The organism is Bradyrhizobium sp. SSBR45G (assembly GCF_030159255.1).
Classification (GTDB): Bacteria; Pseudomonadota; Alphaproteobacteria; order Rhizobiales; family Xanthobacteraceae; genus Bradyrhizobium.
The window spans coordinates 1-15,256 of sequence record NZ_BSCT01000050.1; the positions used below are offsets into that span (position 1 = coordinate 1).

The window sequence follows — 15,256 nt, forward strand, 5'->3', positions numbered from 1 at the left end:
CGGCTGGAACGATGCCTTCCTTTTCGAACTCCTCGGCCACATGCGATAGCCCTGCACCATCCCTGGTGTGTGAAAGAATCGCGGTCGGCCTGGCTCCGTTGGTGAGCCGTGTTGGGCGGCTCAGTCCCTGAGCCCCCTGCAGACGCCACCGATCCCGCAGCCTTCTCAATCCTGTCAGCAGTGAAGTTCGCCGCACCGATGTTCGATCGGCGGCATGGCCATTGTCAGCGTGATCGACAATCAACGATGTCGGATGCAAGCGAGGCGGGCCAAAGCTGTTAGTTGCGTGTAGATCGCGGTGCGCGCAACGCACGGTCGCCAACCTGCGATGGTTTTATGATGTCATAACTGTTTCCAATTGCTGCCATCCATGTCTGCAGGTATCGCCCGCAGCATACAGCGGCGAGGTGGATCGAGTTGGTGCGAGATTATCGGGCGGACATCGATGGCCTCAGGGCGATCGCCGTCTGCATTGTTGTTCTGTTCCACCTGAAGGTTCGCGGCTTTGGTGGTGGCTTTGCCGGGGTCGACATCTTCTTCGTCATCTCGGGCTATCTGATCACCGGACATATCCTGCGCGATACTACGCGCGGTGTGTTTTCGTTCGCTGCATTCTATGCGCGCAGGGCTCGCCGTATTCTGCCTGCGCTCATCGTCACGATCATGCTGGCGTTCGCCGTCGGCTGGCTGTGGCTGCCGCCGGACGCGTTGCGCCAGCTCGCCAAGGAGGCGACGCACGGGTTGTTGTCGATCGCCAACGTGCAATATTGGCGCGAGGCCAACCAGTATTTCGCGCCGAGCGCGGATCAACTCGGGCTGTTGCACCTGTGGTCGCTGTCGGCGGAGGAGCAGTTCTACCTCGTCTCGCCTCTGGTCCTCGTGCTGCTCAGCCGGACGCGTCATGTGTTCACTTGCATCGCGCTGACGGGACTGTTGTCGCTCGCAGCAGCGATCATCTGGCTGCCGAAAGATCCGGAGGCCGTGTTCTTTCTGACGCCGTTCCGGGTGTTCGAATTCAGCCTCGGCGCGCTGGCCATCGCGCTGGAACGGCGCATTGCGCCGTGGCCGCGGATCCGGACGCTTGCCGCGTGGGGCGGTTACGCCGTGCTGTTCGCGAGCCTTCTGGTGATCGAGCGCTTCCAGCGTGACGCCGGGCTCGGCGCTCTCGCGCCCAGCCTCGCAACGGCCGCCATCATCGCGGCGAATCGGCCGACGCCCCTGTTCGCCAACCAGGGCGTGCTGGCGATCGGACGTTCGTCATACTCGCTGTACCTCGTGCACTGGCCGGTGATCTACTTCGCGAACTTCATCTTCGGAGAGCAGGCCGGCAGCCTCGCAGGCGTGATCGCGCAATTGCTGATCATGGCGGTGCTGGCCACGGCCATGTTCCTCTGCGTCGAGCAGCCCGTCCGCCGCGTCGAGGCCGCGCCCTGGATGCAGGCGACGGTCTTCGCGGCAACGATCGGCCTGTGCGCGGCCGCGACGCATGCGACGTTGCGGGCGGACGGCGTGGCGTGGCGACTTCCGGCCGAGCAGCGCGCGCGGCTCGAGGTGCAGCGCTTCGGCATGAACCCCTGCGATCGTGCGGGCGACACCTGCCGGTTCGGCGCCGCCGCCGGCCCGCGCAGGCTGGAGATGCTTGGCGACTCCTACGTTCAGCAATACGTTGCCGCGTTGGACGACCACCTCAAGGCCCGTGACATCAGCGGCATGACGTCGACGGTTGGCGGCTGTCCGATGCTCATCGGCGTCGCGCCTCGCCCGCCCCGGGTGGCCGAGTGCCTGGCCCTGCGGGAGCGCGAGGTGGCCCGCGTCAGCGAGTCAGCGGCTGATGTCGTCGTCATCGGCCAGGCCTGGCACCTGTATCTCGATGGTGCCGACGGGCCGGACGAGAGCAAGGCGAGCGAGGTTCGCGATGGCCTGCAAGCTTTGCTTCGCCTGCTCGATCGTCCCGGACGCCGCTTCCTCATCATCGGCGGTCAGGTCAGGCCAACGGCATGCAGCTTCGATTCCGTGCGGATGCAGCCCGGTCCGTTGTGGCATGCGCCGCCGGCGCGATGTGCTCCCCTGGACCCGGCCAAGGCGCGCGCGGATGCCGCTGTGATCGACAACCTGCTCGAATCTGCGGTGGGCGCGCGACGCAACGTCGTGCTGCTGCGGCCGGCCGAGCTGTATTGCGACGAGGATTGTCCTGTCGTGCGACGGGACGGGGTCTGGCTGTTTCTCGATGCCGGCCATTTCACCGTTGCAGGTGCAAAGCTGATGGGCCAGCGCGCTGCGGCGCTGATATCCCGGTTTCTCTCCGAAACGCTGATGCATTAGAGCCTGATGCGTTTCGGCGGAAGCGCATCATGCTCTCCTCTGATTGTCTGAGCATGATCCGGAAATCCGGCTTCCACGTCTCCGGATCATGCGTTCGCGCATGACGGGCTGCGCGAGACCTTGACCATTCCTGGGCGCGGCCACGCGACCGCCTGACCGGCGTCATCAGATGGGTCAGATGACGCCATCACTGTTTCCTGCTGTTGCCATTCGTGTCTGCGCATCTCGTCGGTCTTGAAGACGACGCGGGGTGGACGCCATTGGAACGCAGTCATCGTGCTGACATCGATGCCCTCAGGGCGATCGCCGTCGTCATCGTCATCCTGTTCCATCTCAAGATCACCGGCTTCGAGGCCGGCTTTGCCGGCGTCGACATCTTCTTCGTGATCTCCGGCTATCTCATCACCGGCCAGATCTTGCGTGACGTCAGGGCGGGGCGCTTCGTGCTGTCGGAGTTCTACTTGCGGCGGGCGCGGCGCATCCTGCCGGCGCTGGTCACGACGATCGCGCTGACCTTCGCGGTCGGCTGGCTGTTCCTGTCGCCCGAAGCCTTGCGCCAGCTCGCCAAGGAGGCGACGCACGGGCTGCTCTCGATCGCGAACATCCAGTATTGGCGCGAGGCGAGCGCCTATTTCGCGCCGACCGCGGAGCAATTGCCGCTGCTGCATCTGTGGTCGCTGTCGCTCGAGGTGCAGTTCTATCTGCTGGCGCCGCTGCTGCTGATGTGGGCCGCCGCCGGCCGGCACGTGTTCCGCCTCATCGCCGCGATCGGGCTGGTGTCGCTGGCTGCAGCGGCCCTCTGGCTGCCGCACGATCCGGAGGCGGTGTTCTTCCTGACGCCGTTCCGGGTGTTCGAATTCGTCCTCGGCGCGCTCGCCATTCCGCTCGAAGCGCGCCTCGCGCGCTTGCCGCGCGCCCGCGCGACGGTGGCCGCGTGCGGCGACGTCATCCTGATCGGCAGCCTTCTCGTCATCGGCCGTTATCCGTCTTATGCAGGCATTGCCGCGCTGCTACCCTGCATCGCCGCCGCGACCATCATCGCCGCCAATGCGCCGACATCGCTGCTGATGGCCCGCCCGGTGCGCGCCGTCGGCATCGTCTCCTATTCGCTCTATCTCATCCATTGGCCGGTGATCTTCTTCGCCCGCTTCCTGTTTGGCGATGCCGCACAGACCGGCGCAGGTCTGGCGTCGCAGCTGGTGCTGATGGCCGCGCTGGCGACGCTGATGTTCGCGGTCGTCGAGCAGCCGCTGCGGCGGCTGCCCTGGCCGCGTGTTGCGCAGGTGGCGAGCTTTGCCACCGTGCTCCTGGTCGGCGCCGGCCTGACCCATGTGACGTTCCGGGCCAATGGCGTCATCTCGCGGCTGCCGGAGGAGCAGCGCGCGCTGTTCCAGCTGCAGGGCTTCGGCCTGAACAAATGCGGCCAGGTGTTCGGCCGGATGTGCGCGTTCGGCGATCTCGCGGGCACGCGCGGCGTCGAGCTGCTCGGCGATTCCTATGTCCAGCAATATGTCGCGGCGCTCGACGACTCGTTGAAGCTGCGCGGCATGATCGGTCACGTCTCGACCATGAGCGGCTGCCCGACGCTCGCAGGCCTGACCGCGGAAGGCCCGCGCGCGCAGGTGTGCGCGGAGCTGCGCGACAGCGAGCTGCCGCGGATTCAGAAGTCGCAGGCCGAGTTCGTCGTCATCGGGCAGGCCTGGCAGCATTATCTCGATCTCGGGGAGGGGCCGCAGGCGCGAGCCCGCAACGCCGAGGTGGCCCAACATCTGGCCGAAACCATTCGCCTGCTCGACCGGCCGGGCCGGCATTTCCTCGTCATCGGCGGCCAGGTCCGGCCCGTGAACTGCGCCTTCGATCCGCTGCGCATGCTGCCGGGCCCGCGCTGGCACGCGCCGGCCACACCGTGCGATGCGGTGCCCAAGAGCGAGGCCGTCGCGGCCAACGCCACCATCGATGCTGTCCTGAGCGAGGCGATCAGGCCGATGGCCAGGGTGACCTTGCTGAGACCGTCCGAGGTCTATTGCGACCAGGATTGTCCGGTCGTCCAGGACGGCGTCTGGCTGTTCCAGGATGCCGGGCATTTCACGGTGGCGGGCGCCCAGCGCATGGGCGAGCGCGCCGCTCCGATCTTCGCGGCGTTCCTCGCCGACGATTAGTTGCGATCGGGCTGAGCTTGGCTCATTCGCGCTTGCGCGCAAGCGCGGCGGCCAGGATCGGCGATTGTTCGACGATCCCGGAAGCCGCAAGCTCGGAGCCCTGGGCCGTGAAATGACCTGCGTCCCAGGCGAGCGGCGTGGCGTCTGAGGTCTGCAGCACGCAATCATCCCCGGGGCAGAGCAGCGCCAGCAGCGAGACATAGTCCGTCTGCGGCAGGTCCTTCAGCATCGCGCGCAGCAGCGCGTCGACCTCGTGGAACAGGCTTGGCATGTGGCCGCGGGTCGGGACGCCGAAGCGCTGCGCAGCGACCAGCAGGTGCGGCAGCGGACGATCGAATTGGGGGCTTGGTCCGATCACGACGACCTTGCTCCCGGCCGCCGTGATGGTCCTGATCGTGCCCAGCAGGCTCGCGCGCCCGGCCGGCGTCAGCGCTGTGCGGGTCCAGTTGCCGGACAGGATCACGATGTCGGGGTGGAGATCGCCTACCACGCCGGGCAGCCGGCGATTGAAGGCCGTGCAGCCGGCCGACTGGCCCGGCTCGTCATAGGGGACGCATTGGGCCATGGTCGCGCGCAGCAGCGTGGTCTGAGGCAGCGCGCGCTTGAGCCCGTAGATGAGGTGCGCGGCATGGCTGTCGCCCCACAGCAGGATGTTGGGCGCGGTGCCCTTCGCGAGGCAGTCGGATTGCAGCGCTTCGAGGGCCTGGCCTGGATCCAGGAAGCAGCGGCCCTCCTCATAGATGCTCTTGTGGTCGTAGCCGATCATGTCGGCGATGGCCTGCTGCTGCGCCGACAGGCGTGCCGGGAAGCCGGACAGCGAGATCATGACTGCGCTGGCCGCCAGTGCCGTCGCGCCGGTCGCCGCGAGCGCGCGCGCCGTCATGGGCCAATCGGCGCGGCGGGCCGGCTGCTCGATCAGGTAGAAGCTCGCCAGCGCCAGCGTCGTGCAAGCGCCGAGCAGCGCGAGCTTGTCCATCGCCGAGCTCGGCGGACCCCAGATCGCGGTCGCGAACGAGACCACCGGCCAGTGCCAGAGATAGAGCGAGTAGGACCACAGCCCGATCGCGAGCAGCGGCCTGACCAGAACGAGCACGGCCTTGCTCGGCGCCGGCTGCGCCCAGATCACGGCCGCCGTGCCGAGGCAGGGCAGCAGCGCAGCCACGCCGGGGTAGGGCGTGCGCGGCGAGAACAGGTTGACCGAGGCGCCGAGCGCGATCCAGCCGAAGGCGGCCGCGCCGATTCTGAGCTTCTGGCTGCGCAGCGCCGGAACGGCCTCCACCGCCAGCAGCGCGCCGAGCCCCAGTTGCCAGGCGCGCGCCGGCAGCAGATAGAACGCCGCCGCCGGCTGCAGCCGGGTCTGGACCACGCAGAGCAGGAACGAGATCGCGCAGACCGCAAGCAGGCTCGCCAGCATCTGCCAACGCCGCAACGCGAAGACGGCCAGCGCCAGGGCGGGGAACAGCAGATAATATTGCTCTTCGACGCCCAGCGACCAGGTGTGGAGCAGCGGCTTGGTGATCCCAGCGGCATCGAAATAGCCCTGCTGCGCCCAGAACAGGATGTTCGAGGAGAAGGTGAGCACGGCCAGCGCCTGCTGCGCGGCGGACACCGTGTCCTGCGGCAGCAGGATCACGCTGGCGCCGAGCAGGGTGGTGCACAGCATGGCGAAGGCCGCCGGCAGGATGCGCCGGGCGCGCCGCCGGTAGAATGCCGCGAACGAGAACGTGCCGGCGCGCGCCTCGTCATGGATGATCCGCGTGATCAGGAAGCCGGAGATGACGAAGAACACGTCCACGCCGACATAGCCGCTGCGGAACGGCGAGATGTCGTCGTGGAACGCGATCACCGACAGGACTGCGAAGGCGCGCAGGCAGTCGATATCGGGACGATAATCGGTTGAACTCAAGATGACGGGTCCGAACGGCTGGCAGCGGCTGTCGTCACCTGCCGGGCGGCCAGCGCGCGGCGCGACCCTGGCACGCGCCGATTGCAACCGCAATGCGGCACGCCATTGCATTCGTGCGGACAGGACACAATGCCATTGAATCGACATTTCCTGGTAGCTCGTGGGGTTCGGCTTCACAGACTTGCCTCAATGACGTGTTGGCCTCGCCGGAGTTGATGGGTCGAGCGAGCGTGTCATGCGTACATTGGGGCGGAAGACCGGCCGAGCCGGCTTGTTGTGGGGTGTTGTTCTATTTCAGGTTGCATTGACTGCGCCGCTTGCGCAAGCGGCGGAGGCGGGGGCCTCGGCGCCCGCCGCGGTGGCCAGCGACGCAACGAAGGAGAGCAGTGGCCCGTTCGGCGGATGCGAGCCGATCGGTCTCACCGCATCGGGCGAGCTGGTGTTTCCGCTCGACTGCAAGAAGCTGATCAAGAAGCCGGCCGAGGCTCCGGTGGCCGAGGACAAGGCCGCGGCCGACGACAAGACGGCGTCGACGGACGCCAAGCCTGCCGCCCCGGGACAGGCGTCCGCGGCCGACGCAAAGCCTTTGGCGAGCGAGACGACGGCCGTCGTCTCCGCCCCGCCTGCCGAGCCGACGCAGGCCGCTGCCGCCGAGAAGCCCGAGACGGTTCGCAAGGCCGGTGCTCTCGATCCCGCGAAAGCCCCCCAATCGTCCGTCACCAAGGCATCGAGCGGCAAGCCTTCGGTGAGCAAGATGGTGACGACGAAGCCTCCGATGAGCCTGCCGTCGTCCATGAGCAAGACGCGCGCGAACAAGCCGGTCGCGACCGCGTCCAGCAGGCCGACTTCGACCGGCAGCGCAGCGAGCAACTCTGCGGATGGCAAGACGGCTACGAGCAAATCGTCGGCCGTCAGGACTGCGGTCGTCGCGGTCAAGGATGCGGCCGCCAAGGAGCCGTCCGCCAGAGAGCCCACCGCCAAGGGCGGCCAGGCCGAGCTGCCCAAGGATGCGACGAAGGATGCGACGAAGGCCGCCGGCAGGCCCACCGCGATGTCGGCGATCCGGTCGATGATCGTGATGGCGAGGCCCGCAAACACGGGCACGCCGGTCGCGGCCCGGCCGCAAGTCGAAGACAGGCCGCGGCTGCGCACCGCGGCGATGCCGAGCTGCATGCAGTTCCGCAGCTACAATCCGACCACCCACAGCTATCGCGGCTTCGACGGCCACATCTATATCTGCCGGTGAAGGCTGACAGTGGGGCGGCGACGGCTGCAGACATGACGCGGCGGCGCTGACGGCGCCGTCATCGGCTGGAGCCGGGCGGCGTCCAAGACCTGCCCTGGAAAGACCTGCCCTGGAAAGACCTGCCCTGGAAAGACCTGCCCTGGAAAGACCTGCTATAGATCGGACCCGACCTCACCCGCATGCGTGCGTTGCCTCCGATCTGAAATGACCGAACCCCAATCCGACCTGTTCGAGATGCGCCGGCTGGAATCGCTGTCCAACACCATCTTCGGTGTGGCGATGACGCTGCTAGCCTATGACCTGCCGAAGCCGAACTTCGCCCAGCTGCCCGGCTGGACGGAGCTGGCGCATATCTATTCGGGCCGGCTGGCCGGCCTCGTGCTCAGCTTCATCATCGCCGGCGTGTTCTGGATCAGCCATCAACGGCGGCTGGCGCGGCAGCCATTCGGCAGCCGGGCCGTCGTGATGCTGAACCTGTTCTTCCTGCTGTCGATCGTACTCCTGCCGGTGACCAACAGCCTCTATGGCAACTACCGGCTCTCGAGCGCGGTGGCCGTGCTCTATGGCCTGCATCTGACCATCATCGCGTCCCTGAACGCCGTGCTGTGGTGGCTCGCGATCGGGGGCGGGCGCCATGCCGAGATCGTCGGCGCGATCTTTCCCGTCGTCGTGTTCGTGCCGGGCGTCGTGATCGCGGCGCTGGCGCCGGAATACGTCCAGTATTTCTGGATGCTCGGTTTCGGCGGGCTGATCGCACGGCGCTTCGTCCGCCCGCCGCCGGTGCCGCCGCCGGTCGAGCCGGCCTCGCGCGCATAAAAAACGCGGCGGGCACGTCATGCCCGCCGCGCTTCCGATCTTGAACTCGCTGGTCCAGGGCCAAGACCGCCCCGTATGCCGAGCCGCGGAGCGTGATTCGATCCGAATCACGCGCGAAAGTCACTCAGCGGGCGATCCCAGCGAGGTGACAGCGCTTGGAGAAAGACACTGGATCACCTCCTTTCCTTGTTGATGGGACCCCGAATATAGGGCCGGCCGCGGCGCGAGGATAGGGGGGCCGACTACGGAACCCGGGTTCCGGCATGGCTCGCTGCTGCGCTGCAACCGTGGGACGCCCGGGGATCTCGGTGAAAGCGCCCAGGATCCGAAGTCGCTCGATCCTGGGCCCGCCTAGCCGTCGCGCCTCCAACACCACCCCGAAGAGGTTGAGACCCGCCACGGACCATGTTAGGGAACGGCCGCGATGCGGGTGTAGCTCAATGGTAGAGCAGCAGCCTTCCAAGCTGAATACGAGGGTTCGATTCCCTTCACCCGCTCCAATGATTTCAGCTATTTAGTGAGCTTGTTGGTTTTCATTCCGACAAGGGTTCACTTTCTGGCCGCCTGCTTGATCCCCGTCATCTTTGCGTCCTGCCTCTCCTCGTCATCGTGATGAAGATTCGCCATCATTTGCCGACGACCTTTTCACGGCGGGGGGGGGGGCGGAAGGCTGTTCGCCGTTCCGGGATTGTCGAGCCAAGCGTCTTCCGGGCAGCGGCGTGTGATCGAGCATTTGCGGTCCTTGAGCACGTCGCGCAATTCGCCGCGTGCAGCGCGGTCGATATAGGCGACAGTCTCCGTCTCGAACGCCCGCCATTTCGAGAAGTCGTTGCGATCGTAATGCAGCCAGTAGGCGATATCGCTCGAGCGGAATTGATGCGAGCAATAGCCGACCGCGCACATGACACGCGATAGCACATGGCCATCCGCGGTTTTCGCCTCGCAGACCACAGCGAGATCGTTGGGTCGACGTTCGAAACGTCCGTCGCGGCAGGACAGACCTTCTTTTTCGTAAGGGCCGCGCTCCCATGAAAAACCGCCGTCAAGGCTGTCGTCCGGAGGGCTGCAAAATCGGAATCGCCCTTGCGTGGATTGCGAAATTTCGTGACTTCCAAGCTGAATACGAGGGGTTCAATTCCCTTAGCGTAGCCGCATCATTCCCGAATATCGAGCTTCACGTCATTCTCGACAACCTCAGCACACATACGAACAATGAGGAATGGCTCGACGCCCATCCCAACGTGAAATTTCACTTCACGCCCACGAGCGCGTCCTGGATCAACCAGGTCGAGGTGTGGTCTTCGGTTCTACAAGGCCAGTCGTTGAGCGGCGCCTCATTCACAAGCCTCAAGCAGCTTGAGCAGCGCATCAATGCCTACGTCGACGCCTACAACGACAGAGCTGAACCGTTCGCGTCGACCAAGAAGAAGGTTCGACAGCGGTCCTTCAACGGTCATATGATTCCGGGTACTAGCTATCCCGCCCGAAAACCTCCAAGACATTGAGCAACTGCTGATGGCCGCGGGCGCCGACCTTATCCATGAGCCGTTGCTCATGCTGCTGGACAAGGCTGTCGGCATGGGCGAGCAGCGCCTTGCCCTCCGTGGTAAGCCGCAAGGCATGGGTGCGCCGGTCTGATGCCGCTGTCCGCTTGAGCAGCTTCCGCGACTGAAGCTCATCAAGCGGCGGAATGATCCCGGAACGGCTGATGCCCAGCACCTCCGATAGCGCCATTTGCGACAGTCCGGGATTGTCCCGGATCACCACCAGCATCGAATATTGCGCGGGGCGAATGTCGAGCGGTGCAAGCGTCGTGTTGAAGTCCGCGAACACCCAGAGCTGGGCCTGCCGAATCAAATAGCCGGCAAGGCTCGTCAGTCCGTCGAGACGGACCTCCGGCCGCCGCTTGCCGATCTCGTGCGCCGTTGGCGCTTCTATGTCCCGACCGGGTACCGCCTTGGGGCCGGGCATCCGGGCCACGCGGCGTTTGGTTTGATTCGCCAAGTTCGTTCTCATCATTTGATGCGTCCAAGCCACACCATCGCTGAATCGCGGCGCCAGCTCAACTCATCGCTGAAGCGCGACGCCAACTCAATTCACCAAGATTGTTCTTGACGTGAACAATTCTTTTTCTGAACATTATCGCACAATGTCGGCTGCAACAAATGCTGACAGTTCTTTGGGGGAGGAACAATGCTCAATCTTGTTGGACACGACAAGTCGACGGCGGCTCAGGGGAAGAAGACAGAGCATCGACGGCAAGCCAGGTGGGCCCGCGTTGCAGCGCGCAGCTGGGGGGCTGCCGCGGCTGGCGTTGCGGTTGGAACGATCTGCGGCTTGGCCAGCGCTTCGGCGCAGACCTATACCCCAATCGCTATCGTTCCGAGCCCGGACGTGTATGCCTACATTCAGCAAAATCCGTCGGTGCAAGGCCTGTTCGGCCCCAAGGTGACAAGTCAGTTTACGAGCCTGACGGTGTTCGGCGATAGCTACGCCGACTGGGGAAATGCGGCGCGGGCGCAGGGGGCCAATGCGCTCTATCCTACGGGTCGCTTTAGCTCAGGGCTGTCGATGGCCGACGCTCTCCAATATCATTATGGTCTCGCCACCTCATCGGTTGCCAACTACGCAACCGGCGGCGCAATGAGTGGCGATACGAATGTAACCAATTTGTTTGCGCCCACTCCGGTGCTGCCTGGCACTGCCACAGAAATCCGGGCCTTCCTGGCGGCCGGGGGCCGCTTTGGTTCGCGCGACCTCGTCGACATCACGACGGCGGGAGGCAATGACAGCCTGCCGATCATGTTCAATCCGGCGATCACACAAGCGCAGATGAACGCGGCGGCCGGGGTGACAACCGCCAACATCCTGTCGGACGTTCAGCAACTCGTCGGCGCGGGCGCACGCAACATAGCAATTCTTTCCGTCGGAGATCTTTCCTATCTGCCGATCGCCAAGGGCGATGCCAATATTCACTACTTCCAAAGCACGTTGACGCAAATGGAGGAGGCGAGCTTGGCGCAGCTCGCGCGTTCCGGTGTCCGCATCTTCTTCTTCGACCTTGGTGCCATGACGCAGCGGGTGGTCGCCAACCCGGCCCTCTACGGCTTCACCAATGTCACGGAGGCGTGCACGTTGGTGCCCTCTTGCCTCAATGGTTCTGTAACGACGCAAAACCAATTCTTGTCGTATGACGGCCTCCATTTTACGACCGCCGGCTTCGCGTTGATCGGGCGCTACCAGACCAACCAGATTGACGCGCCACTCACGGTCGCCCCGCAGGGCGATGTGGCCATGTCGATTGCTACTGGCTTCACCAGCTCGGTGTTCGGTCATCTCGACGGCTATCGCAGCTTCTATGGCCCAGGCGCTGCGATGAACGCGATGGCGGCGGACATGCCGGCGAAGGCGGCGCCGGTCGCCAGCCGAAGTCCATGGTCGGTCTACGGTGATGTCGCCTATGCCGGGGGAACTCGCGACGCCCAGGCATTTTTCTCGAACTACAACTACAATTCGATCGGCGGCCGGATCGGGTTGGACTACAGGATCTCGCCCGATCTGATCGTCGGCGGACTGTTCAGCTACGCGCAGCCGAACGTCAATCTGGGCGTGCAGGACGCCCATGAAAAGATCGACGCCTATCAGATCGGCGGCTACGCCTCCTACACCCACGCCAACTGGTTCGCGGACGCGCTGATCGCCTATGGCCGCCAGGCTATTGCCACCGATCGCCAGGGCGTCATCGACATCATCCGCGGCTCGACCCATGCCGATACCTTTACGGTTGCGGCGAGGGGCAGCTATCTCTGGGATGTCGGCGCGTTGCGCGTCGGCCCGATCGGCGGGCTGTCCTACACGACGGCTCACATCGCGGCCTACACCGAAACCGGCGACTTCCTGCTGACCAACATGGTCGACCGGCAGAACCTGCAAAGCCTCACCGGCAGCGCCGGCGTGCAGTTTCGTGCACCGTTCGTGATGAGTGGCAGCGTGTATAGTCCGTTCGTGAATGTGACCGCCGAGCACGACTTCATCGGCTCTGCGCGCACCCTGATCACGACCCAGGCCAGCACTCCGCTGTTGCCTGTGCTGACGCCGATCGATGGACGCAACGCGACTTACGGAAAAGTCGTGGCCGGCCTTGCGGCAGCGATCACCAGCAACGTCAGCGCCAGTATGACGGCGGTCGGCACTTTTGGTCGATCCGGCGGCTACGACTATGGCGTGAGCGGAGGGGTGAAGGTGGCTTTCTGAGCGGAGTCTCTTGGAGATCGCTAGGGGCGGTGCTATCGCATATGATGAAAGAGGCTGGGTTTTCGTGGACATCCTTCGAGACGCCCGCCTTCGGCGGGCTCCTCGAGATGAGGACCTTCTTCCGCGGCAAGGTCCTTGATCCCCATCGTGAGAAGCGTCGGTGTTGCGACGCTTCGTCCGCCTAGTAGCAATGGATCTGCTGTGCGATCCGTCGGCAAGACGTACCATCGCTGAAGTAGGTGGTGTTGCCGACCGTCCGCGATGAGCTGCCGTCGCTGGAATAGCTGTGGTCGCCGATCTGCTGCGAGCTGGTGCCGTCGCTGTTGTGGGTGAAGCGTCCGACCTGTTGCGACGAGGAGCCGTCATTCCAATAGGTGGTGTTGCCGAGGCGCTGCCCGAACAGGCCATTGTCGCAATGGACCTGGTTGCCGATGAGTTGGCAGGTTTCAGCCTGCGCCGCGGTGGTGGCCCACAGGCTGAGTACGACTGCGAGGGTTCTGTACATGACGATCGTTCCTGACGTGGCAGCATTCAATTGCGATCGAAGCGCGAGGGCAAGAGAAAACGGCTGGTGTCGGCTCGCCGCCGCCGACTAACGGCTCGCACGCGCCCTGGCCGTGCCCTCCGTGTCCCCAACCCTGAACGCCCGCATCTGGCCGCTGAGAAAGCGCAGCAGTTGACTCGCGGCATGCGGCAGCTCGCGGCCGCGGCGGGTGATGACGCAGGCTTCGCTCGATGACAGCAGGCGGTTGTCGATCGTGGTGGCTTTGAGCGAGCCGTCGGCGAGATCGGCGGCGATGGAGAACGCGGGGAGCAGCGTCAGGCCGAGGCCGCTCTTGACGAAATGTCGGAGCACGTTGATCGAGCTGGTGGTGAGCTTCGGCGCGAGCGCAATGTGCTCGGAGGCTTCCGCCAGCGCCACGATCTGCCGCGTGCCGTAGCTCGGGTGCATCAGGCCGAGCGGATGATCGGCGAGCTCGCGCAGCCGCAAGGAGCGGCCGAGGCGCGCCAGCGCGTGATCCGGCGGCAAAATCGCGCACAGCGGTTGCCGGCTCGCGGTGGCGACGCGGATGCGTGGATCGGCACTCGGGTTGAACACGAGGCCGATGTGGTAGCGGTCGTCGGCGACGGCGTTGACGACGTCATTGGTGCCGGCGAGATCGAATGACATCGTCAGGTCCGGGTGGCGCTGCCAGAACCGGCCGAGCGGGCCCGACATCAGGTCGCTGACGAAACCTTCGCCGAGCACGATGTCGACATGGCCGCGCTTCAGTCCCACAAGCTCGCGAAGTTTGGCGACCGTGTCGGCCTGGTCGGCCTGCCAGTGCCGGAAGCGCTCGACCAGCAGCGCGCCGGCCTCGGTGGCACGGATGCCGCGGCTCAGCCGCTCCACCAGCGTCAGGCCGAGCTCCTTCTCCAAAAGCGCGATCTGCCGACTGATCACCGAGGCATTGATGTCGAGCGCCTCCGCGGCCGCGCGCACCGAGCCAAGCCGAATGGCCTCGTGGAGGTAGTGCAGTCGGTGGTGGTCGAGCAGGGCGGCGGTCACGGGCGGGGTCCCGGAAGCGTTGACGTCAGGTCAACACTAGCGCGGCGGCCTGCTGATGTCTGCCGCAAAACGAGGCTGTTACGCTTTCCGGGCAATCGCAACAGGAGGCCACGTGACCGCGGTCGGCATCATCGGACTTGGCAATATGGGGCGGGGCATGGCCCTGACGCTCAAGGGTGCGGGCTTTGCTGTCACCGGCTATGACGCCGTTGAAGCGACACGCGCGGCGCTGGCCGCCGCGGGCATCGCGATCACGGACGGCATCGGCGCGGTCGTGGCCGCCGCCGACATCGTGATCCTGTCGCTGCCGACCGCCGAGATCGTCGCTGATGTTATCGAAGGCGCCGGCGGCATCCTGGCGCATGCGCGCGCAGGCGTCGTCATCGTCGACACCTCGACCTCGCATCCGGAGACCTCGCGCCGGATGGCAGGTCTCCTCAAGGCGCGCGGCATGGGCTTCGTCGATGCGCCGGTCAGCGGCGGGCCGAAAGGCGCGGCGAGCGGCACCATGACCATGGTGATCGGCGCCGACGACGATGATCTCGCCCGCGTCATGCCGGTGCTAGAGCGCATGAGCGCCAAGCGCGTGCATGTCGGCGGCGTTGGCGCCGGCAACGTCGCCAAGATCGTCAACAATCTCCTGTGCGCCGCGCATCTGCTGACGGCGGCGGAAGCGCTGCGCATCGCCGGTGCGGCCGGCGTCGATGCCGAGCGGCTGCTCGAAGGGCTCAATGCCGGCTCCGGCCGGTCGGGCGTGACGCAGATCAATGTGCCCAACTGGATTCTCAACGGCGCGTTCGACTCAGGCTTCACGATGCAGCTGATGCGCAAGGATGTCAGGCTCGCGGCGCAGTTCATCGGCGAGCTCGGCCTCGCGCTGCCGATCGCAGCCGACACCGCGCGCGTCTGGGCGGAGAGTGCCGCTCGCATTGCGGACCCCGAGGATTTCAACCGCATCGTCGAGCTGCAGCTCGGCCCGATCGCCAAGCCGTAAGCGTGCAGCC

Annotated in this window: 11 protein-coding genes, 1 tRNA gene and 1 pseudogene; 8 read left to right on the forward strand and 5 right to left on the reverse strand. The window is 65.3% G+C overall.

The window, feature by feature from the left end:
- The first annotated feature begins 417 nt into the window (after positions 1 to 417).
- Both QQL87_RS34035 and QQL87_RS34040 read left to right on the forward strand, forming a co-directional pair.
- A complete protein-coding gene (locus tag QQL87_RS34035) occupies positions 418 to 2,322 on the forward strand; it encodes an acyltransferase family protein (protein ID WP_284423515.1) in 1,905 nt (634 codons plus the stop codon).
- Between the two features lie 260 nt (positions 2,323 to 2,582).
- On the forward strand, positions 2,583 to 4,481 hold the full coding sequence (locus tag QQL87_RS34040) for an acyltransferase family protein (RefSeq protein ID WP_284423516.1): 1,899 nt from the start codon (positions 2,583 to 2,585) through the stop codon (positions 4,479 to 4,481).
- Between the two features lie 22 nt (positions 4,482 to 4,503).
- Here QQL87_RS34040 and QQL87_RS34045 read toward each other — a convergent pair whose 3' ends face one another.
- Complete coding sequence (locus tag QQL87_RS34045; RefSeq protein WP_284423517.1) at positions 4,504 to 6,387, reverse strand: acyltransferase family protein; 1,884 nt, start codon at positions 6,385 to 6,387, stop codon at positions 4,504 to 4,506.
- A gap of 304 nt (positions 6,388 to 6,691) precedes the next feature.
- Here QQL87_RS34045 and QQL87_RS34050 point away from each other — a divergent pair, with 304 nt between their 5' ends.
- The 3 genes from QQL87_RS34050 to QQL87_RS34060 all read left to right on the forward strand — a co-directional run bounded on the left by QQL87_RS34050 (position 6,692) and on the right by QQL87_RS34060 (position 8,949).
- On the forward strand, positions 6,692 to 7,633 hold the full coding sequence (locus QQL87_RS34050; RefSeq protein WP_284423518.1) for a hypothetical protein: 942 nt from the start codon (positions 6,692 to 6,694) through the stop codon (positions 7,631 to 7,633).
- A gap of 204 nt (positions 7,634 to 7,837) precedes the next feature.
- Positions 7,838 to 8,449: a TMEM175 family protein gene (locus tag QQL87_RS34055; protein WP_284423519.1), complete on the forward strand. Its 612-nt coding sequence runs from the start codon at positions 7,838 to 7,840 to the stop codon at positions 8,447 to 8,449.
- Positions 8,450 to 8,875: 426 nt separating this feature from the next.
- A tRNA-Gly gene (locus QQL87_RS34060) sits at positions 8,876 to 8,949 on the forward strand.
- Between the two features lie 145 nt (positions 8,950 to 9,094).
- On the opposite strand, the gene QQL87_RS34065 is transcribed toward QQL87_RS34060, so the two are convergent.
- Positions 9,095 to 9,367, reverse strand: coding sequence for a hypothetical protein (locus tag QQL87_RS34065; RefSeq protein ID WP_284423520.1), 273 nt, complete (start codon positions 9,365 to 9,367; stop codon positions 9,095 to 9,097).
- Between the two features lie 224 nt (positions 9,368 to 9,591).
- Between QQL87_RS34065 and QQL87_RS34070 the strand changes: the two are divergent.
- Positions 9,592 to 9,954: pseudogene (locus QQL87_RS34070) on the forward strand (transposase); the annotation flags it as partial.
- Here the strand turns inward: QQL87_RS34070 and QQL87_RS34075 are convergent.
- Complete coding sequence (locus tag QQL87_RS34075; protein WP_284423521.1) at positions 9,920 to 10,453, reverse strand: MarR family winged helix-turn-helix transcriptional regulator; 534 nt, start codon at positions 10,451 to 10,453, stop codon at positions 9,920 to 9,922. The pseudogene QQL87_RS34070 and the gene QQL87_RS34075 sit on opposite strands and share 35 nt — an antisense overlap.
- Positions 10,454 to 10,642: 189 nt before the next feature.
- Here QQL87_RS34075 and QQL87_RS34080 point away from each other — a divergent pair, with 189 nt between their 5' ends.
- Positions 10,643 to 12,703, forward strand: a complete 2,061-nt coding sequence (locus tag QQL87_RS34080) for an autotransporter domain-containing protein (RefSeq protein WP_284423522.1) — start codon at positions 10,643 to 10,645, stop codon at positions 12,701 to 12,703.
- Positions 12,704 to 12,884: 181 nt separating this feature from the next.
- On the opposite strand, the gene QQL87_RS34085 is transcribed toward QQL87_RS34080, so the two are convergent.
- Entirely contained in the window at positions 12,885 to 13,208 is a 324-nt protein-coding gene (locus QQL87_RS34085; protein ID WP_284423523.1) for a hypothetical protein, read from the reverse strand.
- A gap of 87 nt (positions 13,209 to 13,295) precedes the next feature.
- The gene (locus tag QQL87_RS34090; protein WP_284423524.1) at positions 13,296 to 14,252 is read right to left on the reverse strand and encodes a LysR family transcriptional regulator; all 957 of its coding nucleotides are present in this window, start codon (positions 14,250 to 14,252) and stop codon (positions 13,296 to 13,298) included.
- A 112-nt stretch (positions 14,253 to 14,364) separates the two neighbouring features.
- Between QQL87_RS34090 and QQL87_RS34095 the strand changes: the two genes are divergently transcribed.
- Positions 14,365 to 15,246: an NAD(P)-dependent oxidoreductase gene (locus QQL87_RS34095; RefSeq protein ID WP_284423525.1), complete on the forward strand. Its 882-nt coding sequence runs from the start codon at positions 14,365 to 14,367 to the stop codon at positions 15,244 to 15,246.
- The last annotated feature ends 10 nt before the right edge of the window (positions 15,247 to 15,256 follow it).